The sequence below is a fragment of the Paraburkholderia sp. genome, assembly GCF_035948235.1.
Taxonomy (GTDB): domain Bacteria; phylum Pseudomonadota; class Gammaproteobacteria; order Burkholderiales; family Burkholderiaceae; genus Paraburkholderia.
The window spans coordinates 45,039-68,158 of the sequence record NZ_DASZJJ010000120.1 but is presented as its reverse complement, the minus strand read 5'-3'; the positions used below and the strand labels follow the sequence as shown (position 1 = coordinate 68,158).

The following is a 23,120-nucleotide window of genomic DNA, read 5'->3' as shown; positions in this document are numbered from 1 at the left end:
ATCGCGCTCAACAATCTCGGCCATCTGCACGGCGAAGCGGGCGACAGCGCGGCGGCGTCGCGCTGCTTCGAGCAGGCGCTCGCGCTGGCGCCCCTGCACGCGGCCATCCACTTCAACTACGGGACGATGCTTTCGAAGGCGGGCGAACTGGCGCGTGCGCAAGCCGCGCTGCGCCGGACGGTGGAGATCGCGCCTGCGCACATAAGCGCCTGGAACAATCTGGGCCAGGTGCTGCTGAAAATGCATCGTCAGTCCGAAGCGCTGGGCGTATTCGAACACGCCCGCACGCTGGCGCCCGATTCCGTCGAAGTACTGACGAATCTCGGTTCGCTCCTACCGGCTGTGGGACGCGCCAGCGAAGCGCGAGCCGCGCTCGAACGCGCGCTGGCGCTGGAACCGGGCCGCGTGTCCGCGTGGAATAACCTGGGCAACCTGCTATTGAGCGATGGCGACGTGGACGCCGCACACGCCGCGTTTGCCCGCGCCATCGCGTTGAAGCCGGACTTCGCCGATGCGCATCTCAATCTGGGCAACACGCTCAGCAAGATGGGCAGCATCGACGACGCCATCGCCAGCTATCGCCGCGCGCTGGCCTGTCAGCCCGCGCATATCGGTGCGCATAGCAATCTGCTGTTCTCGCTGATGTTCGCCATCGACGACGGCCACGCGATTCGCGCGCAAGCCGAGCGCTTCGCCGCGCAGCACGAGACGGCGCTGCTTGCCGCGAGCGCGCTAGCGCAGTATGCGAATACGCCTGAACCCGCGCGGCGGTTGCGCATCGGCTATGTCTCGCCGGATTTTCGGCACCACTGCCAGTCGCTCTTCATGATGCCGCTGTTGAGCCATCACGATCACACGGCGTTCGAGATCGTCTGCTATGCGCTTGGCAATCGTCGCGACGACATGACGGAGAGCCTCAAGCGCCACGCCGATCTATGGCGCGACGCGGGCGAGTTCGACGACGCGCGGCTCGCGCAGCAGATTCGCGACGACGGCATCGACATCCTCGTCGATCTGACCATGCACATGGACGGCGCACGCCGCCTGTTGTTTCCCATGCGGCCCGCGCCCGTGCAGGTGGCGTGGCTCGCTTATCCTGGCACGACGGGCAGCCCGTCGATCGGCTGGCGGCTCACCGACGCGTGCATCGATCCGCCGGACGTGCCCAATGTCGACGATCAGTACGTCGAGCGCTCGCTGCGTCTGCCCGACGCATTCTGGTGCTACGACGCGCAGGCGCCCGGCGTAGAGGTCAACGCGCTGCCCGCGCTTTCGAATGGTTATATAACGTTCGGATGCCTGAATAATCCTTGCAAGTTGACTGACGCCACGCTCGCGCTTTGGTCGGGCGTATTCGCGGCGCTCCCTGACGCGCGGCTCGTGCTGATGGCGCCGCCTGGCAGCGCGCGCGAGCGGCTGACGGCGCGCTTGCAGGCGCATGGCATCAATGCGGCACGCGTGCGCTTCATCGGCATGCAGCCGCGCGAGCAGTATCTGCGCACGTATCAGCAGTTCGACATCGCGCTCGATACCTTTCCGGCCAACGGCCACACCACGAGTCTCGACGCGTTCTGGATGGGCGTGCCGGTGCCCACGCGCTTCGGGCGCTCGGCGGTGAGCCGTGCGGGGCTATGTCTGCTAGCGAATCTGGGGCTGCCGGAACTGGCGGCGGACAGCGACGCGCGCTATGCCGCCATCGTCACGGCGCTGGCGCGCGATCTGCCGCGTCTGGCCGCCCTGCGCGCGGAACTGCGCGCGCGCATGGAAGCCTCGCCGCTGATGGACGGCGCGCGCTTCGCACGCCACATGGAAGCCGCGTACCGGCACATGTGGCAAGCGTGGTGCGATACGCCGCGTTAAGCGGTGGTGTGCGTGCGCTTCGTCAGCTTCACCGGCATGGTGTCCGGCACCATCGTGAACGCGGACACTTCGTTGATCTTCGCCGGGTCGATGGCCATTTCGATCGAGAATTCGTTCATCAGCATCGACAGCGCAAGGCGCATTTCCACGGTCGCGAGATGGCGTCCCGGACACACGCGCGGGCCCGCGCCAAACTGCAGATAAGCCCGTACGTCATGCGCGCCCGCGTGTTCGGCGTGCTCGCCCCGGCGCATCCAGCGCCACGGATCGTAACGCTGCGGATCGACGAAATTCTTCTCGTCGATCATCGCAGGCCGCGCAACGAAGAACATGCGCGTGCCCTTGGGTAGCGCCACGTCGTCCACCACCACGTCTTCCAGCGGCTCGAACGAATGCACGGCGGCAACGGGGCGCAGACGCGTGGCCTCGATGCAGATCGCCTCGAAAATATCGAGTTCCTTGAGCGTCGCGTAATCGGGGCAAACGGGCGCGTCGCCCAGCACGCGGCGCGCTTCATCACCCAGGTGGGTTTGCAGCGCGGGATCGGCGGCGAGATAAGGCAGCGTCCACGCGATCGAATCGGCGGTGGTGTCCTCGCCCGCCAACAGGATGGTCAGGACATTGGCGCGGATCTGCGCGTCGGTGATGGGCTCGCCGCCGTGTTCTTGCGGCTGCTGCTGTTGCACGAGCATCGCTTCCATCAGATTGCGCGGTGTGTCGGAAGGCTCGTCGCGCATGCGCTCGCGCGCGCGCGCCATCATCGAATCGATGTAGCGGTGCACCTCTTCCAGCGACTGATCGAGCTTGCGGTCCGCAGGCAGCTTGAAGTAGCGCCAGTAGGGAAAGAGCGCGTTGATACGGCCCATCACGCTCGGCAGGATGCGCTCCAGATGCTCCTGGATCACGCCGTGATCGCGCTCCAGCGTGCGTGGGTCCTCGCCGAAGGCGAGCGCGCTCGTCACGTCGACCGTGTAGCGCTTGAGGTCGTCGGTCATCTCCACGGTCTCGCCGCGCTCGGCCGCGCGCAGCCAGCGCGTGCGCAGGCGCTGCGTGATGTCTGCGAGCGTGGGATAGAACGCCTTGATGTTGGGAATCGACAGGGCCTGCATCACAAGCCGCCGATGCGTCTCCCAGGCCGCGCCTTCCGCCGAAAACAAACCATTGGAGCCCATCTCTTCGAGCACCGCTTCGATCGGCTGATAGCGGCGGTAGCGGTGCGGGCGCTCGCGCATGATCTGCTGGATCAGCTCGGTATCGGTCCAGATCGTGATGGGGATGCTGCCCACCTGGAAGCGATAGGGCGTGCCGAGTTCTGCGGCCCAGCGTTCGAGGATCAGATGCAGGCGCGTGGGCGAAAGCTGCAGCAGATTGCCGACGAGCGGCAGGCCGCGCGGACAGGGCAAATCCGCGACCTGGCGCTGCGCCGCGCGGGAACCGGTGGAGGCCGTGCTCATGGGCGGGTCCTTTTGGGGTGTCGCGGCGCCGGTTGGAATGAGTGAATGCCGCGCTGGAAGGCGATTATAGCGGCGGCCTATAAAGCGGGGAGCGCGGCGCCCGCCACGAAGCCAAAGCGGCGCGACAGGCGCTCGGCGGCGGCGATCAGGCGTTGCGCGCTGCTGCCTTCGAGCGTGGTGTCGAGGTTGCCCGACGGTCCCATCAGCGCGAGCACGAGGCAGACGCTGCCGGTGTGGTCGAACACGGGCGCGGCCACGGTGCTGATGCCAGGAATCGGCTTGTCGAGCGCGGTGTCCAGGCCCTGCGCGCGGATCGCGGCGAGGCGATCGGCATAGTGTTGTTCGTCGTGCTGGCCCGCCGCTACGCCTGCCAGGCGCAGACCGTCCTGCGCGAGCAGCGCCGCGCGCACATCGTCGTCGAGCCACGCAGCGAACACGCGGCCGATGGCGGTATTCACGAGCGACATCACGGTGCCAGGCCGCAAGCTCACATGCAGCGGACGCGGCGACTCTTCGAGGCGCACGACCGTGGGCCCGAGCGGCCCCGGCACCGCGAGCGCGACGCTCATGCCGGTGCCGCTGGCCAGATCGACGAGTTCGGCGTCGGCTTCGCGCACGGGCGACAGGCGCGCGAGACCCAGCAGGCCGAGTTCCAGGCTCAGAGGTCCGGCTTCATAACGGCCTGCTTCGTCGCGTGCGAGCAGGCCGGTCTTGAGCAGGCTCACCAGGTGGGGAAAGGCCTTCGCGCTGGGCATGCCGGCCGCTGCCGCCAGGTCGCGCAGCGAGAGCGGCGTGCCGGCCGCGACCAGCGCGGCGAGCAGATCGCCCGTGGCGTCGAGGGCCTGGATGCCGCGCTGGGGTTTGTCGGCGGTGTCGGGCGCTTCGCTTTCCGGCGCGGTTGAGGTGCGGGCTTTGGGCATGGTCAGGTCGATCAGGTCGATCGGGTCGATGAAAGCGTGGATTGCGCGATCTGTTGCGCAGCGTCGAGCAGCGCGCGCACGAGCTTGCCTTCGGGCCGCACGTCGAGCGCCCCGCTCGCGCCGATAGCGGTGAGCGTCACGCGCAGCGAGCGCTGTGCGTCGAGCACCGGCACGCAGACGCTGCTCACGCCGGGGCTGGGCGCATCGATGCCAATCTCGAAGCCGCGCGCGCGGATCGTCTCGAGCGTGGCGGCGAAGGCAGCATCCGGCGCGGCAATGTCGTCAGCCGCCGCCGTGCCGCGCCAGACCGGCTGCGCGCTCTGGTTGGCCCACATCGCGCGCAGGGTTGTGTCGTCGAGAAAGGCGCAGAACACGCGGCCCGTGGAGGTGGCGGGCAGCGACATTACCGTGCCGACGTGCAGATTCACATGCAACGGCAGGCTGGCGTGCTCGTAGCGCACGATGGTCGGCCCTTGCGGCCCGGCGATGCACAACGCGACGCTGCAGTTGTGCGCCTGCGCGAGCGCCGCCGCATGCGGCACGGCCTCGCGCAGCGCGGGCTGCTGCGCCAGATGCAGCAGGCCCAGGCGCAGCGCGAGCGGGCCGGCTTCGTAGCGCCCGGAAAGCGCATCGCGCTTGATCAGGCCGAGGCGCGTGAGGCTCACAAGATACGCATGCGCCTGGCTCGAAGCGATATCGCTGGCTGCCGCCAGATCGGTGGGCGCGAGCGGCACGCGCGCGTCGGCCAGCACGCGCAGCAGGCGCGCGCCCACTTCGACGCTCTGGATGCCGCGCTGGGCACGACCGGCGCCTGCGCCGTCGGCATCGGAAGCGGCTGCGGACGGCGGCGCGTTGCGAGGGGTCTTCACTCGTTGTACCAGGCTGAAAAAGGGTCCATGTTAACCGAACGGCGGTCGAAAACCGTTAGCTCGATGATTTGCATATAGCGATTGTATTCGCTATTGACAAATAAAAAGCGCCGGGCGATCATGGCCTCACCCCGGCAGAACAGCGGCTCAACCAAACCAGACGGGGCGAGACAAAAACGGCTGGCGCGTCCTACGTGCCGGTCCATCCGCATGCGCTCCCGTTGAGCGTGCGTTCAGCCTCGCCCTGCCCACCGTTCCCCACAGATACGGAGACTCAGATGGCAAAGGCGTTCGCATCGCAGGCCGACCTCGAAGAAAAGCAGGTCACGTTCACCCAGCTCTCGGAAAACTGCTACGCCTACACGACGGAAGGCGACCCCAATTCGGGCGTCATCATCGGCGACGACGGCGTGCTGATCGTCGACACCACGGCCACGCCCGCCATGGCGCAGGACCTCATCGCGAAGATCCGCAGCGTCACCGACAAGCCCATCAAATACGTAGTGCTTTCGCACTATCACGCGGTGCGCGTGCTGGGCGCGTCGGCGTATTTCGAGGAAGGCGCGCAGCAGATCATCGCCAGCCGCGGCACCTACGAAATGATCGTCGAGCGCGGCGAGCAGGACATGAAGTCGGAAATCGAGCGCTTCCCGCGTCTGTTCGCGGGTGTCGAAACCGTGCCCGGCCTCACGTGGCCCACGCTCGTGTTCGAGAAGGAAATCACGCTTTACCTCGGCAAGCTCGAAGTGAAGATCGCGCATCTGGGTTCGGGCCACACGAAGGGCGATACGGTGGTGTGGCTGCCGCAGCAGAAGGTGCTGTATTCGGGCGACCTGGTGGAATACGACGCGGCCTGCTATTGCGGCGACGCGCAACTGGCCGAGTGGCCCGCCACGCTCGAAGCGCTGCGCGCGCTGGGCGCTGAAAAGCTGGTGCCGGGCCGTGGCCCCGCGCTGCTCAATCCGCAGGAAGTGAACAAGGGTCTGGATTACACGAAGGATTTTGTATCGACCCTGCTCGCGCAGGGCCGCAAGGCGGTTGAGCAGAAGCTCGATCTGAAGCAGTCGATGGCGCTCACGCGCGAAGCGATGGATCCCAAGTTCGGTCACGTCTTTATCTACGAGCATTGCCTGCCTTTCGATGTGTCGCGCGCTTATGACGAGGCGAGCGGCATCACGCATCCGCGCATCTGGACCGCGCAGCGCGACAAGGACATGTGGGACGCGCTGCAGGATTGAGATAGTGAAGAGGAGGACTGCTTCGCAGGGATCGGAGTATGGCGCTAAAGCGCCAACTCCGATCGACAGCTCTGCATGGGATCAGAGTAAGCGCTAAAGCGCTAACTCTGGTCGACTGCTCTGCATGGGACCAGAGTAAGTGCTAAAGCACTAACTCTGGTCGACAGCTCTGCATGGGACCAGAGTAAGCGCTAAAGCGCTAACTCTGGTCGACAGGAGAGAGAGACACAAAATGATCGACTACCAATCGCTAACCTTCGACTACACGCGCTGCCACGAACAAGGCGCGGAAGTTGAAAAACGCGTGCGTCCCGTCGTGGTCGTAGGCGCGGGGCCGGTTGGCCTCGCCACGGCGATCGACCTCGCGCAGCAAGGCGTGAACGTCGTGCTCGTGGACGACGATTGCACGCTCTCCACCGGCTCGCGCGCGATCTGCTTTTCCAAGCGCTCGCTCGATATCTTCGACCGCCTCGGCTGTGGCGAGCGCATGGTCGAGAAAGGCGTGAGCTGGAACGTGGGCAAGGTGTTCCGCAAGGGCGAACTGGTTTACACCTTCAATCTGCTGCCTGAAAGCGGCCATCATCGTCCGGCTTTCGTGAATCTTCAGCAGTACTACGTTGAAGGTTTCCTGCTCGAACGCGCGCAGGAATTGCCGAACCTCGAAATCCGCTGGAAGAGCAAGGTCACGGGCATCGCGCAGCGCGGCGAGCCGCGCACGAACGACGCGCACGTCGCGCTCGAAATCGATACGCCCGACGGCCCGTACGAACTGCTCGCGCGCTACGTGGTGGCCTCCGACGGTTCGCGCAGTCCCGTGCGCAAGCTCATGGGTCTGGACAGTCACGGCCGCACGTTCAAGGACCGCTTCCTGATCGCCGACGTGAAGATGGAAGCCGATTTCCCAACCGAGCGCTGGTTCTGGTTCGACCCGCCGTTCCATCCGAACCAGTCGGTGTTGCTGCATCGCCAGCCCGACAATGTCTGGCGCATTGACTTCCAGCTGGGCTGGGACGCCGATCCGGTGCTCGAAAAGACGCCCGAACGCGTGATTCCGCGCGTGCGCGCGCTGCTCGGCCCCGATGTGAAATTCGAGCTGGAGTGGGTGAGCATCTATACGTTTTCTTGCCTGCGCATGGATAGCTTCCGCCACGGCAACGTGCTGTTCGCGGGCGACTCGGCGCACCTGGTTTCGCCGTTCGGCGCGCGCGGCGCGAATAGCGGCTTCCAGGACAGTGAGAACCTCGCATGGAAACTGGCGATGGTGCTGGAGCATCGCGCGCCCGATACGCTGCTCGACACCTACGCGAGCGAACGCGAATACGCCGCCGATGAAAATATCCGCAACTCCACGCGCTCGACGGATTTCATCACGCCCAAGAGCGCGGTGAGCCGCGTGTTTCGCGACGCCGTGCTCACGCTGGCGCGCGAGCATGCGTTTGCGCGCCAGCTTGTGAACAGCGGACGGCTTTCGGTGCCTGCGGTGCTGCACGAATCGACGCTCAACACCGCCGACGAAGACAGCTTCACGGGCCAGATGGTGCCGGGCGCATCGTGCGCCGACGCGCCGCTGACTGACGCACAGGGCAACGCGCAATGGTTGCTCAAACAGCTTGGCTCACGCTTCACCGGACTGCTGTTTTGCCGCGCCGGATCGGCGCTCGACGCTCAGACGCGCGCGGCACTCGATACGCTGGCGGGCGGTGCCGTGCCGCTGAATTTCGTGGCGGTGATCGAAGGTGAGGGCGCGGCACCCGCAGCGCTGCCTGCCGGCACGACAGTGCTGCGCGACGTGCAGGGACTTGCCACGCAGCGTTACGGCGCGCAGGACGGCGCGTTCTATCTGATTCGTCCGGATCAGCACGTAAGCGCACGCTGGCATCGCGTCAGTGCGCCCCGCGTGGAGCACGCGTTGAAGCGGGCCTTGTGCGTGGAAGGTACGGCGTGAAGGCATGAAGGCAAAAAGCGAAAGGCGGCCGCATCGAAAATAGAAACAGCGGCCGCCTTTCGAATCGATTGTGCAGAACATTACGAAACGAACGACGAAATGAAGATGGGACAGGAGACGACAATGCTGAATACCCAACCCAATCTCGCGCGCCCCGACGACTTCTATGAAGCGTTGATCGACATGCATCGCGATCTGGACGAGGCGCAGAGCCAGTCGGCCAACGCGCAACTGATTCTGCTGCTGGCCAATCATGTGGGAGAACATCAGGCGCTGATGGAAGCAATCCGTTTCGCGCGCGCCGGTGTGGTGATGCCGCCGGCGAATGGGTCGGTGGGGAAGCTGGCGGCTTGAAAGGCCATGAAGGTCGACCGCGGCGCGTAGTCCCGGCAATTTTTTTGCGTGCACATACACAGTGGGCGCAATCGTTTGCCGATCCAATATCTGCATCGATAGACGCGCTAAAACGTGCCTATGGATTGCATCCCACTCCAGCTCGTGAGCGAGGCGCGCTTGCACGCACGCCGTCACGATGCAAATTGATTCAAGAACCCCCCGCGCAAGGCCGTAAACGGCAGTCATACGAGAACCAGATCGATCGTCCTTGAGCGGGACGCCGCAGACGGTCGACACGACATCCGCATACGGGGAATCACCTTGAATCGCAGTCAGACATGGTCGCGCACAGCCGCGCCGGGCGAAGTCATCTATTCGGAGGGCTTCGCGGGTGAGCGCCTGCTCTTCGTCATCGCCGACGGCAAAGTCGAAATTTCTACCCGCTGCGAAGAAAAACGCGTCGTGACGGCCACGCTGGGCCGCGGCGAGTTCTTCGGCGAAAGCGCGCTGTTAGGCACGGAGCCGCGTCCGAGCACCGCCAAGGCGCTGTCGTTCTGCCAGCTCACCGTCATCCCGGCGAACATCATCGAAGACGAACTCGAACGCGTTTCGCCGCTGCTGCGTCACGTCGTGCGCACGATGATCCGCCGCGCGAAAGCCAAGGACGATCAGCTCGCCACCTACACTCACGCCGATTTCATGCCCGGCGTGCTGTCCTACGCGCATGTGCTGTCGCTGCTGGCGGGCGCCGAGCGCGCCGAACCCAAGGGCGGCTGGCTGCGTCAGGGCGCGAATTCCGGCGCTGGCGAAGTGAGCGTCGCGCTCGCCGATGTCGTGCACAAGTGCCGTGCCGTCGCGGGTCATTCGCGCCCGCACGTCATGGCGATGCTGCGCCGTATGGAAAAACTCAACCTCATCACGATGGAATCGAGCCAGGCGTCCTCGCATCTGGGTGGCGCGGAAAACAGTGATGGCGCACTCGGCCGCCAGGTCGTCACGTTCGACCCGGTACGGATCATCGACCGCGCGGGACAGGTGGCCGATCACGATCTGGACGTCTCGATCAACAGCGAACTCGAACTGATCGAACTGAGCGATCTGGAAGCGCTGATTGGCGTGGAGCGCAAGCTGCTGCTCAACAAGCTCTCGCACGGCGAGATCGCCGACGAACTGTTCGCGTTCAGAAAGTCGAAGGTGCTCAATTTCGTCGAACAAAAGGGTGTTGCGTACTTCAGCAAGCGCACGAACCGAGGTTCGGGCGATGTGAAGACGCTCGACGATCTGCTGTTCGTCGATCAGCGCACGCTGTTCGATGCGGTCAACGCGCTCGATACCTATGACCTCGCGAAGCTGCTGGCGTCGCTTGAAGATCCTGCTGTGTCGGAGCGTCTGCAATCCGTGCTGTCCGAAGCGCGCAAGAACGAAATTTCGTGGCTCATGCGTCGCGAGATCAAGTCCGATCCGGTCGAACTGGAAGGCATCGAAGCGCGTCTGATTAGCGCGGTACGCGAACTCAGGGCGCACGCCGCGTAATTCAGCGATTCATTTGATCAACCGGCCTGCAGGTTAGCGCGCCCGCACGATGTGGGCGCGCGGGGTCTGCCTGCGCCGCGCTTTTACCTGTCTTTCATCGGAAATACGCATGGATCTGTTGACTTTGTTCGGAGTCCTGCTGGGCGGCGCGGCCGTCGTCGTGGGCTTCATGCTCGAAGGCGGTCATTTTGGTTCGCTGCTGCAGCCCGAAGCGCTGGTGGTCGTGCTGGGCGGCACGCTCGGTGCGGTGATGATCCAGAACACCTGGGCGCGCTTTTTCGATGCGATACGCCGTCTGCGCACGGTGTTCGTGCGCGCGCAGCAGGTCGATGAAGCGAGCCTCGCCGCCGTGCTCGAATGGGGCGATCAGGCCAAGCTCAACGGCCTGCTTGCCTTCGAGTCGATGGACTGGCAAGGCATTCATCCGTTCGCGCGGCGCGGGCTCGAACTGCTGGCGAGCGGCGTTTCGACCGCCGTGCTCGAAGACGCGCTCAACCGTGAACTCGAAACGTATGGCCGCACGCATATGGCGGCGGCGCGCGTCTGGCAACAGGCGGGCGGCTACGCGCCGACTTTCGGCATCCTGGGTTCCGTGCTGGGGCTGATCCAGGTGACGGCGCATCTGGTCGAGCCGTCGCAACTCGGCACCGGCATCGCGGTGGCTTTCGTCGCTACGCTTTACGGTCTCGCGCTGGCCAATCTCGTGTTCCTGCCGCTTTACGGCAAGATGCGCGCGCATATCGAAAGCGAGCTGCGGCTGCGCAAGCTTTATCTGGACGGGCTGCTGGCCATTTCGCGCAAGGAGACGCCGCATATGATCGCCACGCGTCTGGCGGGCGAAGTGGGCGGGCGCAGTGATGCCAACGCCTGGGCGCGTCAGAACGCGCAGGCTGGCGCAACCGTCAATTAAACGCGGAAGCTCACGCATGCAAACGTCATCCGGCAAGCACACGGCGCGCGATCTGCCGCTGAGCATCCTCGACCACGACGAGGAAGAGGGCAGCGAGCAATCGGGCCGCTGGCTGCTTTCCTACGCGGACCTCGTTACCACGATGATGGTGCTGTTCCTTGCGCTTTACGCCATGCAGCTTGCGAAGAACCACGAACAGGAACTGCGCAGGCAGTCGCTGGCGGCGCAGGCGAGTAGCGCTGCCGCAAGCGCGCCGCAACCGCCCAACACCGAACGCGTGTTGCTGGCCTCGCTCGATCCACTGCGCAAGAGCGGCGAGATCACCATCGCGCCCGTGGCGCACGGCATGGAGATCGGCATCAACGCGAAGATCCTGTTCAATGCGGGCGATGCCGCGTTGCTGCCGGATTCGTTTGACGTGTTGAGCCGCATCGCGGGCGTGCTGGCACAGGTGCCCAACGGCAATATCCTCGTGGAAGGGCATACGGACAGCACGCCGATTGCCAACGCGCGTTTTGCGTCGAACTGGGAGCTGTCATCGGCGCGCGCGGGCGCGGTGGTGCGCTATCTGGTCGAGCGCGGCGTCGAGCCGCATCGGCTCGCGGCCATCGGCCGGGCCGACAACTTTCCGCTCGTTGCCGGCACCGACCCCGCGAGCCGCGCGCTCAATCGCCGTGTGGCGATCGTCGTGCAGTACTAGCGCTTTGCTCAGGCGACCTTGTCGCCTTCGCGATGCACCGGCTGAGTTTCCTTCAACTGCTTCGCGAGCCGCGAGGCCTGCAGATAGCCTGGATTCGCGGGCCGCTTCAGATAACGGCCCGCGCCACGGCGTGCGCGCAGATCGCCGTCGGCCCACACCAGTTCGCCTTGCGAGACCGTATGCGTGGGCACGCCGCGCACCGTCATGCCTTCGAACACGTTGAAATCCACGTTCTGGTGATGCGTCTTCACGGAGATCGTGCGCGTGGCTTCCGGGTCCCAGACCACGAGATCGGCGTCCGCGCCAACGGCCACCGCGCCCTTGCGCGGATAAAGGTTGAAGATCTGTGCCGCGTTGGTGGAGGTGACACGCACGAATTCGTTCGGCGTGAGGCGCCCGGTATTCACGCCCTGATCCCATAGAATCGCCATGCGGTCTTCCACGCCGCCGCATCCGTTAGGAATCCGTGTGAAATCGTCGCGGCCCATCGCTTTCTGCGAGGCGCAGAACACGCAATGATCGGTGGCCGTGGTTTGCAGGAGGCCGCCTTGCAGGCCGCGCCAGAGCGCGTCGCGATGTTCTTTGGTGCGGAACGGCGGGCTCATCACGTGGGCGGCGGCGCGCGTCCAGTCGGGATCGCGATAAACGGCTTCGTCGATCACCAGATGTCCCGCGAGCACTTCGCCGAACACGCGCTGGCCTTCGGCGCGTGCGCGCGTGATCGCTTCCAGCGCCTCTTTTGCCGATACGTGCACGATATAAACCGGCACGCCTAGTACCTGAGCGATGCGGATCGCGCGATTCGCGGCCTCGCCTTCGACTTCGGGCGGACGCGAAAGCGGATGCGCCTCCGGCCCCGTGAAGCCGCGCGCGAGCAATTGCCGCTGCAACTGGAACACCAGTTCGCCATTTTCCGCATGGACGGTCGGCAATGCGCCCAGTTCGAGCGAGCGCGCGAAGCTGTTCACGAGGATTTCGTCGTCGGCCATGATGGCGTTCTTGTACGCCATGAAGTGCTTGAAGCTGGAGACGCCGTGATCGTTCACGAGCAGGCCCATGTCGCGATGCACGCTCTCGTCCCACCACGTCACGGCCACGTGAAAGCCGTAATCGGCGGCGGCTTTTTCGGCCCAGCCGCGCCACTCGCGAAAGGCTTCCATGAGCGGCTGCTTCGGGTTGGGAATCACGAAGTCGATGATCGACGTCGTGCCGCCCGCGAGGCCCGCTGCCGTACCCGTATAAAAGTCGTCGTGCGCCTTGGTGCCCATGAAGGGCAGTTCCATGTGCGTGTGCGGATCGATGCCGCCTGGCATCACGTACTGGCCGCCTGCATCGACCACGGTGGCGCCGGCGGGCGCGTCGAGGTTTTCGCCGATCGCCGTGATCGTGCCGTTGTCGCAGAGCACATCGGCGCGATACGTCTTGTCTGCGTCTACGACGGTGCCGCCTCGAATCAGGGTCGCCATGATGCTATGTCTCCTTCGGTTGAGTCTGCATTTCCAGTGCTAATGGATCTCATGCGCTCGCGACGCTCGGCCTGCGGCTCTTGCCGAGCTTCATCAGCACGCCGTAGACCACGGCGGCAATCGCGAGGCCCACGAACCATGCGTAGGTATAAAGCCCCTTGAACGCGTCCGGCACCGAGGGGAACGCGTTGGGGAACGCCACATTCAGAAAGCCCGGCAGGTTAGGCAGTACGCCCGCGAGCAGCGCGATCACGGCGGCGGGGTTCCAGCCGTTCGAGTACGCGTATTCGCCGTTTTCTTCAAAGAGTTGTTCCGTATCGAGCCGCGTGCCGCGAATCAGGAAGTAATCGACCATCAGAATGCCGGCAACGGGACCTAGCAGCGCCGAATAACCCACGAGCCACGTAAAGATATAGCCCTGCGTGGTGGCCAGAATCTTCCACGGCATCATGACGATGGCGAGGCCCGCCGTGATGAGGCCGCCCGCCTTGTACGAAATGCCCTTGGGCCAGAGGCTCGAAAAATCGTAGGCGGGGCCGACCAGATTCGCGGCCAGATTGCAGCACATCGTATCGAGCGTGAGGATCACCAGCGCGATACCCACGCCGACGCCTTCCATACGGCTGGTGAGGTCGATGGGGTCCCAGATCGCCTTGCCGTAGATCACCACCGTCGCCGAGGTGACCACGACGGAGACGATGGAAAGCAGCGCCATCGGGATCGGCAAGCCGATTGCCTGGCCGACCAGTTGATCCTTCTGCGTCTTCGCGAAGCGCGTGAAGTCGGGGATGTTGAGCGCGAGCGTGGCCCAGAAGCCGACCATCGCCGTGAGGCTTGGCCAGAACGTGACCCAGAAGAGGCCTGCTTTCTTGCCGCCCGCCGCGAACTGCGAAGGCTGCGAAAGCATACTGCCCACGCCGCCCGCCTTCGAACAGGCCCACCAGACCAGCGCCACGCACATCACCACCTTGATCGGCGCGGACCAGCTTTCGAGCCAGCGGATCGAATCCGTGCCGTGCAGGATGAAGTAGAGCTGCAGCACCCAGAACAGCAGGAAGCACGCGCCCTGGCCGATCGAAATGCCCAGGAACGGCAGCGCATCGCCCACCAGCGCGTTATGAAACAGGATATTTGCGAGCGTGTAGATTGCACTGCCGCCCAGCCACGACTGGATACCGTACCAGCCGCACGCCACGATGGCGCGCAGCATGGCGGGCAGTTTCGCCCCCTGGGTGCCGAACGACGAACGCACCAGCACGGCATAGGGGATGCCGTATTTCGTGCCCGCATGGCCAATCAGCAGCATCGGCACGAGCACGATCACGTTGCCGAGCAGCACAGTGATGACCGCCTGCCACGGCGACATGCCCTGCTCGGTCAGCCCAGCCGCGAGCATATAGGAGGCGATATTCATCACCATCCCCACCCACAGCGCCGCGAAGTGATACCAGCGCCACGTGCGCTGCGCGACGCCCGTGGGCGCGAGGTCGTCGTTGTACAACTCGCTTGCACTGCGGCGCGCGCTCGCGTCGCCTACGTCCCCACTCGCTGCTGGCTGGCTCATGATGCGGATTCTCCGGGTCTTGTCGTTAGGTTTATGTTGAATGACTACGAGCGATCAGGCCGCCTTCGGATCGGCCACACGGGCCGGATTGTTGGGATGCGTGGTCCAGTTCGAATAGCGGCCGGAGTCGACGCGCTCCATCGTGATGCATTCGTCGACCGGGCAGACATGCATGCATAAATTGCACCCGACGCAATTCGCGTCGACGACTTCGAAGTGACGCTGGCCGTCCTTCGTCGCGGTGATCGCCTGGTGCGAGGTGTCTTCGCAGGCGATATGGCAAAGGCCGCACTGGATGCAGCGGTCCTGATCGATGCGCGCCTTGATGTCGTAGTTCAGGTTCAGGTATTGCCAGTCGGTGACGTTCTGCACGGCGCGCCCGCGAATCGCATCGAGGTTGGCGTAGCCCTTGTCGTCCATCCAGTTCGACAGGCCGTCGATCATGTCGCTGACGATTCGGAATCCGTAGTGCATCGCGGCGGTGCAGACTTGCACGCTGCCCGCGCCCAGCACCATGAATTCGGCGGCGTCGCGCCAGTCGGAAATCCCGCCGATACCCGAGATCGGCAGGCCTTGCGTTTGCGGATCGCGCGCGATTTCGGCCACCATATGCAGGGCAATGGGCTTGGCGGCGGGGCCGCAATAGCCGCCGTGCGTGCCCTTGCCGTCCACGGTCGGCAGCGGTGCCATGACGTCCAGATCGACGCCCACGATCGAGTTGATGGTGTTGATGAGCGAGACGCCGTCGGCGCCGCCCTTGAACGCCGCGCGCGCGCCGTGGCGGATGTCGGTGACGTTGGGCGTGAGTTTGACGAGGCAGGGCATGCGCGTGCCTTCCTTGACCCAGCGCGTGACCATTTCGATGTACTCGGGCACCTGGCCCACGGCCGCGCCCATGCCGCGCTCGCTCATGCCGTGCGGGCAGCCGAAGTTCAGTTCCACGGCATCGGCGCCGGTGTCTTCCACTAGCGGCAGGATCCATTTCCAGTCGCTCTCGGTGCACGGCACCATCAGCGAGACGATCAGCGCGCGGTCGGGCCAGTCGCGCTTTACTTGAGCGATCTCTTTGAGATTGACGTCGAGCGGGCGGTCGGTGATCAGTTCGATATTGTTCAGGCCTGCGATGCGCTGGCCGCGCCAGGTGGTCGCGCCATAGCGCGAACTCACGTTGACCACATGCGGGTCGAGGCCGAGCGTTTTCCAGACCACGCCGCCCCAGCCCGCCTCGAAGGCGCGGTTGACGTTGTAGGCCTTGTCGGTGGGCGGCGCGGAGGCCAGCCAGAACGGGTTGGGCGATTCAATACCGGCAATCGAGCAGCGCAGATCGGCCATGATGCGACTCCTTGTTTTATCGATGGGGATGTGTCGTCGGGCGCGTGCGGATCACGCGGCCTTGCCGGTTTGCGCGGCCAGATAGCGGTCGATCGCGCGCGCCGCGAGCTTGCCATCCTGCACCGCCTGCACGGTGAGATCGGTCGCGCCGTGGCCCGCACAATCGCCGCCTGCCCAGACGCCTGCGAGTGAAGTCGCGCCATCGGCATCGACGGCGATACGCGCGCCGCCATCGCTCAATTGCAGTGCTTCCAGCCCGGCGGGCAGGAGCTTTTGCCCGATTGCCTTCAGCACCATGTCGGCTTCGATGCGCTCGATCTCGCCGCTTGCCTGCAATGCGCCGTTGGCGTCGAGCGCCACCCGCTCGAATTCCACTGCCTGCGCCGCTTGCTCTCCAAGGATACGCACGGGCTTCATCCACTCAACGATTGTCACGCCCTGCTGCCGCGCGAATTCCTGCTCGGCCCACGTTGCGCTCATCTGCGCGCTGCCGCGCCGGTAGGCGAGCGTGACGTGCTCCGCGCCCAGCTTGCGGCTTTGCACCGCCGCGTCGATGGCGGTGTTGCCGCCGCCAATCACCACCACGCGGCGGCCCACGGGCAGCGCGCCCAGATCGTCCGCTTCGCGCAGTTGTGCGATGAAGTCCACCGCGTCGCGCACGCCGTCGAGCCCTTCGCCTTCGATCTTCAGCGCATGTGTGCCGCCCAGCCCGATGCCGATGAACACGGCATCGAATTCACCACGCAGCGCATCAAGCGTGAAATCGCGGCCCAGTTGCTGACCCTGCTTCAATTCGATACCGCCGATGGACAGCAGCCAGGCCACTTCGCGTTGCGCGAAATCGTCCACGGTCTTGTACGCGGCGATGCCGTATTCGTTGAGGCCGCCCGGTTTCTCGCGCGCGTCGAACACGCTCACGCTATGCCCCACGAGCGCGAGCGTATGCGCGCACGCCAGACCCGCCGGCCCGGCGCCGATCACGGCGACTTTACGGCCCGTCTCGCTCGTGCGATGAAACAGCGGCGTGGCGCCCGCAGCTTCGCGCGCCATCTGGAAGTCGGTGGCATGGCGTTGCAGCGCGCCGATCTGAACCGGTTCGCCATCCTGATGATTTCTTACGCACGCGCCTTCGCAGAGGATTTCAGTCGGGCACACGCGCGAGCACATGCCGCCCAGCGGATTGGCGCTCAGAATATCGCGCGCGGCGCCCTTGAGATTGCCGTTGCCGATCTTGCGGATAAAGCTGGGAATGTCGATGCCGGTGGGGCAGGCCGCGACGCAGGGCGCGTCGTAACAGTAGTGACAGCGGTCGGAGGCGATGACGGCCGCGTTGGCGGAAAGCGGCGGGGCGACATCGGCGAACTGGCAGCCTAGTTCTTCTGCGCTGAGCCGTCCTGCGGCGATGCCCTGGGTGGCACGCGCGCTGTTACCGACAGGGTTCTTGACGGAGTGGGACATCCGGATGCTCCTTGCGAGGCAAAACACGGGTCCACCGGCTGCGCGCAAAGCGGCAGCCGGTACGTGGGGAACAGATTATTGATAGCGTTATGTTTTATACAGACGGCTCAACCGGGCTCGCTCGCGCGTTCGAGCATCGCATGCAGCAGCACGTTCGCGCCAGCCTCGATCCATTCCTGGGTCGCGTCCTCGATCTCGTTGTGGCTGATGCCGTCGATGCACGGCACGAATACCATCGACGTCGGCGCGACCGTCGCCAGATAGCAGGCATCGTGGCCCGCGCCCGAAACGATATCGCGATTCGAATAGCCAAAGCGCTCGGCCGCGGCGCGCACGGACTTCACGCAGGCCGCGTCGAACGGCACTGGCGCGTAATAGAAAATCTGCTCGATCTCGGCTTCCAGCTTGCCTTGCTCGACGATCTTCGCGATGCCTTCGCGCAACTCCGCATCCATCTTCGCGAGCACTTCATCCAGCGGATGGCGGAAGTCGATGGTGAAGAACACGCGGCCCGGAATCACGTTGCGCGAGTTCGGATGCACCTGCATCATGCCGACCGTCGCGCACGCAAGCGGCGCGTGACGCAGGCCGATTTCGTTGACGAGCTGCACGACGCGCGAAGCGCCCAGCAGCGCGTCGCGGCGACGCGGCATGGGCGTGGGACCGGCATGCGCTTCCTGACCCGTTAGCACGACTTCATACCAGCGTTGGCCTTGCGCATCCGTCACCACGCCAATGGTCTTGTTCTCCGCTTCGAGAATCGGCCCCTGTTCGATATGCAATTCGAACGCTGCGTGAATCTTGCGGCCGCCGCACGGCAGATCGCCCGCGTAACCGATGCGCTTGAGTTCCTCGCCGATGGTCTTGCCGTCCACGTCCTTGCGCGACAGACCGTAATCGAGCGTGAACACGCCTGCGAACACGCCGGAGGCCACCATCGCGGGCGCGAAGCGCGAGCCTTCCTCATTGGTCCAGATCACGGTTTCGATCGGGTGTTCGGTTTCGATGCCGTGGTCGTTGAGCGAGCGAATCACTTCGAGGCCGCCCAGCACACCATAGATGCCGTCGAAGCGGCCGCCTGTGGGCTGCGAATCCGCGTGCGAGCCGGTCATCACGGGCGGCAGGTCGTTGTTGCGGCCCGCGCGGCGCATGAACACGTTGCCCATCTGATCGACGCTCACCGTGCAGCCCGCTTCCTTCGCCCATTTGACGATGAGATCGCGGCCCTGTTTATCGAGGTCCGTGAGCGCGAGACGGCACACACCGCCCTTGGGCGTCGCGCCGATCTTCGCCATCTCCATCAGACTGTCCCAGAGACGCTGGCCATTCACGTGAATCGCGGTGGTCAGTGCGGCTTCGCTTACTACGTTCATGCGTGCTCTCCTGTCAATGTTCGACTGGGCGGTGCAGGGCGACGCGGCCTGTTTTCAAATGGCTGCTGTGGGGATCGCGACTGCCGTTATTCGATCAAGCGTGTTCATGAAGCGTGCATCGGCGCCATCGTCTGGGGCGTCTTGCGCGAAGTCGGTGCACGCGCTCGACGCTCATTCGGGGCGATGATTTTGCGCTCTCCGAATCCTGTCCGATTGGACAGGTTGTAGGCCATAAACTTCGGGAATTCAATGCGGTAATACGAGCGAAAAGCGTGCCATCGATGTTGCAGTGCGTGAAAAAGCGCGTGGCGCGCCACTCTTTCCGCAGGTTTACCCGCGGATTAGCAACACGCCCGACCACCTTGCGCGTCTCGCGTGTCTACAATGAAACCGGCATTGCTTTGCGATGCCTTCTCTTCCGAACGGACCGATGCCATGCGCGACGACGACACGAACACGCCAGCCGCGACCCTTGCCCTGCGCCAGAGTGCGAGCGAGGACCAGGACGCCAAACGCAAAGAGGTCAAGCCGCGCCGCAAGGCGTCGATCCGCGCGTCGAATGAAACGCATCTGCTGGCGTGCGCGGAAGCCGTATTCGCCGAGCGTGGTTTCGAAGGCGCCAGCACCGCGCTGATCGCCGAACGCGCGGGCCTGCCCAAAGCGAATCTGCATTACTACTTCCCGACCAAGCTTTCGCTTTACTGGCGCGTGCTGGACGATCTGTTCGAGGAGTGGAACGCAGCAGCCGATACCTTCGACGCGAGCGACGATCCCATCGAAGCCATCGGCGGTTATGTGCGCGCGAAGATGGAACTCTCGCGCCGCCGGCCTTTAGGATCGAAGGTGTGGGCCAACGAAATCATCAGCGGCGCGACGCACATGCAGGACATTCTGCTCAAGCGCGTGAAGCCGTGGATGGAGTCGCGCGTGACGCTGATCGAGCGCTGGATCGCGGAAGGGCTGCTCGCGCCCGTCGAGCCCAGGACGCTGCTCTTCATGATCTGGGCGACCACGCAGCACTACGCGGATTTCGAGGCGCAGATTCGCGCGCTCGCGGGCAAGCGCGCGTTGTCGGCGGCAAGCTTCGAGACGACGACCGAGGAGGTCGTCAAAATGATTCTGCGGGCGAGCGGGGCACGCTCACCAAACGCATGATTTAGTTTGGATGCCGAATCAAACCTGCATCGACGCCACATCCTTCATACAGCGCAACGCAAACATCGAACGGCTGTGGCGAATGCTGGAGATGCGATAGAGCTTCTCGCGCAGGAAGCGCTCGTAGCCCGCCGTGCCGTCCACGGCCACCTTGATCCAGTAGTCGTATTCCCCTGAGACCAGATACGCCTCCAGCACTTCGGGCAGCGCCGCTAGCTCCGAGCCGAAGCGCGCCAGCGCGTCGTCTTCGTGCCGGTCGAGCGTGACCTCCAGAATCACGATATCGGCGAAACCCAGCTTGCGCTGATTCACCAGCGCTACGTAGCCGTCGATATAGCCGTCGGCTTCGAGCTGGCGCGTGCGGTTCCAGCAAGCCGTGGTGGACATGCCGACCTGCTCGGCGAGTTCGGCATTGGATAGACGCGCGTTCTGCTGCAGCGCGCGCAGGATCTTGCGGTCCTGGTTGTCGAGGGTTTTAGGCGGGCGTTCGCGGCTGCTCATGGCGAAAAAGAATCTTGTACAGGGAAAGTCGATTCTATCGGAATAAGCTTCTGGTTTGACGGGGTTTCGGCTGGAAAACAGGGCGCTAATTCCGCCCCAATCCCGGTATATTTTTCACATGCCTTCTCGTCCGGCACGACCCACGCGGCCACCTCCCCGCGTTGGGGCGAGCCGCCGCAGCCACAAGCCGCGGTGGACCGTCTGAGCCGATCCTTCGCTGCACCCTGCGGCGGCTATCGGACGCGGCGCGCGACTATCTCGCGGCCAGCGGCGTCCGATCGGGCGAATGGCATTTGAAAACCGCGCTTTTGCGCGGTTTTTTGTTGCCCAGATTTGCGTGGCCGCGCCCTTTTTTGCGCCTCGCTTCCATCCACACGCCTTCGCCAGAACTTTCGGACATGTCGCTCCAGCTGTATTTGTCGTTTCTCGCCGCCGCACTGGTCCTCGTCTACACCCCCGGTCCCGTCAACGTGCTCACCATGAGTCAGGCGCTGCACGCCGGCTGGCGTCGGGCGCTGCCCTGCGTGTGGGGCGGCACGCTCGCCGTACTGTTGCAACTTGTGTTGACGGCGCTTTGTCTGAATTCGCTTCTGCTCATCAGTGAGCACTCGCTCACGGTGCTTCGCTGGGTCGGGGCGGCCTATCTGGTGTGGCTCGGCTGCAAACAATGGCGCAGCCGTACGCTAGGCGGCCCGCAGGAGAGCGAAATGGCGGAGCCTGCGCTCACTTCGCAGCGCGATCTGTTCTGGCGCGGGTTCGCCACGTCCGGACTCAATCCGAAGACGCTGCTGTTCTTTCCGTCGTTTTTTCCGCAGTTCATTAGTGCCGATGCGGCGTGGGGCGCGAACCGCCAGTATCTGGTGCTGGCGGCGACGTTTGCGGTGCTGTTCGCGGGCGGCGTGGCGTCGATGGCGCTGTTTTCGCACCGGCTGCGCCATGTGCTGCAACGGCCGAAGCGCTTGCGCGCGGTCAATCGCCTGATGGGCGGTCTGCTGGTGGGAATGGGCGCGATGATGGCGGGGCTGCGCTAAACCTGCGTCCGGCGCGCCGCCCCGTTTTGCCCCGTGAGATGCGCGTCAGGGGGCCGTGGTGGCCACCGGCGTGGCGCTGGCGGCGCTGGCCGTCGCCGCAGGCGATGCGGCGGCGAGCGTTTGCGCTGCGCTGGCGGGCGTGGCCGCCGAAGCTTGCACCGCCGAAGCCGCTGATGCTGCGGAAGTCGCCGCAGGTGCGGCCGCTACGCTTTGGCTTGCCGCGTGATCGGCGGCTGCAACCGGGGCGCTGGCAGGCGCCGCTGCACTAGCCGCGCTGGCCGCCGCCGCAACCGCAGCGGGCACCACCGGCGTGAGCAGGGTCGCCGTGGCAGCGGGTGCGACCGGCATGACCGCGTGCACCGCGCTGGTCGACTGTGTGGCCTGCACCGGCTGGATCGGTTGCATCGCGCCCAGCACCGGCGTTGCGGGCAGCGTGTCGGTATGAGCGACTGCCGCGCCCGTGGCCGCAGCAGCCACCGCCGCAGCAGGCGCGGCGGACGTGCCGGGCGTCGCTACGCCCGGAGTCGATACGCCGGGCGCACCGGCGTTGGCCAGCGCCGTGACCGGCTCCAGGCTCGGCGGCAAGGGCGTGATCTTGATCGCGCCGCTGCCGGGGATCGGCTCGCTTTTCGCAACCGTGTTCAGATAGCGGCTGACCAGGTCGAAGAAGCGCGTGTAGAACGCGCCCGACTGAATCGTCTCGCTCGACACCTTCACCATCTCGTCGCTATTCGAGCGGATCGGCAGCGACACCGACCCCAGAATCGACAAGCCGACGCTCGCCGACGTGTCGCTCTTCTTGAGCGCGTAGCCGTTCTGCACGGCATTCACGTACACGACGCTGGTGTTGCTCGCATCGGCCACGGTACAAACCACGTGCACTTCCACGACGATGTGCTGATCGTTGGTCGGCTGGAAGTTCTTGGTGGCGTCGACGGTGTCGTTGTGCGTCATCGTCGTCATGTAGCCCTGGCTCAGCAGCGCGCGGCGCGAAGCCTCGCAGGCATCGGCGCTGGCGTAGCTGAAATTGCGCGAGAACGGGCTTGGCGCGCTGCTCAGCAACTGGTCATCCTGAAACTTGTTGGGCTTCGCAGACGAGCAGGCGCCAAGCGCGGCAACCAGCGGAATCAGCAGGAACGGGGAAACTCTGAGAAAACGGGGCATGTTTGGTGCAAACGGGACGGCGTTCGAGACACAAACTCATATAACGAACGACCGGCAAACCAGTGGACGGCATGCATTGTAGTTCGGTTCCGGCCTGGACGACCGAACGCTCTTTTCGCACCGACCCTAAAGGGGCGCAAAGCCCCGCCCAGTGGCGCATGGTGGACTGCGGCGAATCGCTCTTGCAGCGCCCGAAAAAAATCGCGCAACAAAAAAACGGGCGTTCGCGTCGCACGAAAGCCCGTGTCAACCCGGCGCGCTGGCCGGCGAGCGGAGAAGGGTGCCCACCGGTTTGCGCCCCGCAGCCGGAT

At 64.7% G+C, this 23,120-nt stretch carries 20 protein-coding genes; 9 read left to right on the top strand and 11 right to left on the bottom strand.

The genetic code is table 11. The features are described from left to right. On the top strand, positions 1-1,860 hold a 1,860-nt coding region (locus tag VG320_RS10960; protein ID WP_327200132.1), incomplete at its 5' end, for a tetratricopeptide repeat protein. On the opposite strand, the gene VG320_RS10955 is transcribed toward VG320_RS10960, so the two are convergent. The 4 genes from VG320_RS10955 to VG320_RS10940 form a co-directional block, all read right to left on the bottom strand. After that, complete coding sequence (locus VG320_RS10955) at positions 1,857-3,314, bottom strand: cytochrome P450 (RefSeq protein ID WP_327200131.1); 1,458 nt, start codon at positions 3,312-3,314, stop codon at positions 1,857-1,859. The genes VG320_RS10960 and VG320_RS10955 overlap by 4 nt on opposite strands. A 77-nt stretch (positions 3,315-3,391) precedes the next feature. Further along, positions 3,392-4,234, bottom strand: a complete 843-nt coding sequence (locus tag VG320_RS10950) for an IclR family transcriptional regulator (protein ID WP_327200130.1) — start codon at positions 4,232-4,234, stop codon at positions 3,392-3,394. A gap of 11 nt (positions 4,235-4,245) precedes the next feature. Then, positions 4,246-5,103 (bottom strand): IclR family transcriptional regulator, encoded by an 858-nt coding sequence (locus VG320_RS10945; protein WP_327200129.1) that lies wholly within the window; start codon positions 5,101-5,103, stop codon positions 4,246-4,248. Then, the gene (locus VG320_RS10940) at positions 5,100-5,309 is read right to left on the bottom strand and encodes a hypothetical protein (RefSeq protein WP_327200127.1); all 210 of its coding nucleotides are present in this window, start codon (positions 5,307-5,309) and stop codon (positions 5,100-5,102) included. Before VG320_RS10940 ends, VG320_RS10945 begins: the two co-directional genes overlap by 4 nt. 72 nt (positions 5,310-5,381) lie before the next feature. On the opposite strand from VG320_RS10940, the gene VG320_RS10935 reads away from it, so the two are divergent. The 6 genes from VG320_RS10935 to VG320_RS10910 all read left to right on the top strand — a co-directional run bounded on the left by VG320_RS10935 (position 5,382) and on the right by VG320_RS10910 (position 11,765). Further along, complete coding sequence (locus tag VG320_RS10935) at positions 5,382-6,341, top strand: MBL fold metallo-hydrolase (protein ID WP_327200126.1); 960 nt, start codon at positions 5,382-5,384, stop codon at positions 6,339-6,341. 232 nt (positions 6,342-6,573) lie between these two features. Then, positions 6,574-8,286: an FAD-dependent oxidoreductase gene (locus VG320_RS10930; protein WP_327200125.1), complete on the top strand. Its 1,713-nt coding sequence runs from the start codon at positions 6,574-6,576 to the stop codon at positions 8,284-8,286. 123 nt (positions 8,287-8,409) lie between these two features. Next, complete coding sequence (locus VG320_RS10925) at positions 8,410-8,640, top strand: DUF2783 domain-containing protein (protein WP_327200124.1); 231 nt, start codon at positions 8,410-8,412, stop codon at positions 8,638-8,640. A 303-nt stretch (positions 8,641-8,943) separates the two neighbouring features. Further along, positions 8,944-10,155 carry a Crp/Fnr family transcriptional regulator gene (locus VG320_RS10920; protein WP_327200123.1) on the top strand — a complete coding sequence of 404 codons (1,212 nt, stop codon included), beginning with the start codon at positions 8,944-8,946 and terminating at the stop codon, positions 10,153-10,155. Between the two features lie 109 nt (positions 10,156-10,264). Beyond that, the gene (locus tag VG320_RS10915) at positions 10,265-11,065 is read left to right on the top strand and encodes a flagellar motor protein (RefSeq protein ID WP_327200122.1); all 801 of its coding nucleotides are present in this window, start codon (positions 10,265-10,267) and stop codon (positions 11,063-11,065) included. Between the two features lie 16 nt (positions 11,066-11,081). Further along, positions 11,082-11,765 carry an OmpA/MotB family protein gene (locus VG320_RS10910; protein WP_327200121.1) on the top strand — a complete coding sequence of 228 codons (684 nt, stop codon included), beginning with the start codon at positions 11,082-11,084 and terminating at the stop codon, positions 11,763-11,765. An 8-nt stretch (positions 11,766-11,773) separates the two neighbouring features. Here VG320_RS10910 and hydA read toward each other — a convergent pair whose 3' ends face one another. The 5 genes from hydA to VG320_RS10885 form a co-directional block, all read right to left on the bottom strand. After that, complete coding sequence (gene hydA / locus VG320_RS10905; RefSeq protein ID WP_327200120.1) at positions 11,774-13,231, bottom strand: dihydropyrimidinase; 1,458 nt, start codon at positions 13,229-13,231, stop codon at positions 11,774-11,776. A 49-nt stretch (positions 13,232-13,280) separates the two neighbouring features. Then, positions 13,281-14,795: an NCS1 family nucleobase:cation symporter-1 gene (locus VG320_RS10900; RefSeq protein WP_327200119.1), complete on the bottom strand. Its 1,515-nt coding sequence runs from the start codon at positions 14,793-14,795 to the stop codon at positions 13,281-13,283. 54 nt (positions 14,796-14,849) lie between these two features. Further along, positions 14,850-16,127 (bottom strand): NAD-dependent dihydropyrimidine dehydrogenase subunit PreA, encoded by a 1,278-nt coding sequence (gene preA / locus VG320_RS10895; RefSeq protein ID WP_327200118.1) that lies wholly within the window; start codon positions 16,125-16,127, stop codon positions 14,850-14,852. A gap of 51 nt (positions 16,128-16,178) precedes the next feature. Beyond that, on the bottom strand, positions 16,179-17,585 hold the full coding sequence (locus VG320_RS10890; RefSeq protein ID WP_327200117.1) for an NAD(P)-dependent oxidoreductase: 1,407 nt from the start codon (positions 17,583-17,585) through the stop codon (positions 16,179-16,181). Between the two features lie 107 nt (positions 17,586-17,692). Continuing rightward, complete coding sequence (locus VG320_RS10885) at positions 17,693-18,958, bottom strand: Zn-dependent hydrolase (RefSeq protein ID WP_327200116.1); 1,266 nt, start codon at positions 18,956-18,958, stop codon at positions 17,693-17,695. A gap of 435 nt (positions 18,959-19,393) precedes the next feature. Here VG320_RS10885 and VG320_RS10880 point away from each other — a divergent pair, with 435 nt between their 5' ends. Continuing rightward, complete coding sequence (locus VG320_RS10880; RefSeq protein WP_327200115.1) at positions 19,394-20,113, top strand: TetR/AcrR family transcriptional regulator; 720 nt, start codon at positions 19,394-19,396, stop codon at positions 20,111-20,113. Between the two features lie 18 nt (positions 20,114-20,131). Here the strand turns inward: VG320_RS10880 and VG320_RS10875 are convergent, their stop codons facing one another. After that, the gene (locus VG320_RS10875) at positions 20,132-20,614 is read right to left on the bottom strand and encodes an Lrp/AsnC family transcriptional regulator (RefSeq protein ID WP_327200114.1); all 483 of its coding nucleotides are present in this window, start codon (positions 20,612-20,614) and stop codon (positions 20,132-20,134) included. A 398-nt stretch (positions 20,615-21,012) separates the two neighbouring features. On the opposite strand from VG320_RS10875, the gene VG320_RS10870 reads away from it, so the two are divergent. After that, positions 21,013-21,645, top strand: coding sequence for a LysE family translocator (locus VG320_RS10870; protein ID WP_327200113.1), 633 nt, complete (start codon positions 21,013-21,015; stop codon positions 21,643-21,645). 45 nt (positions 21,646-21,690) lie between these two features. On the opposite strand, the gene VG320_RS10865 is transcribed toward VG320_RS10870, so the two are convergent. Continuing rightward, a complete protein-coding gene (locus VG320_RS10865) occupies positions 21,691-22,809 on the bottom strand; it encodes a DUF2242 domain-containing protein (RefSeq protein WP_327200112.1) in 1,119 nt (372 codons plus the stop codon). Between the last annotated feature and the right edge of the window lie 311 nt (positions 22,810-23,120).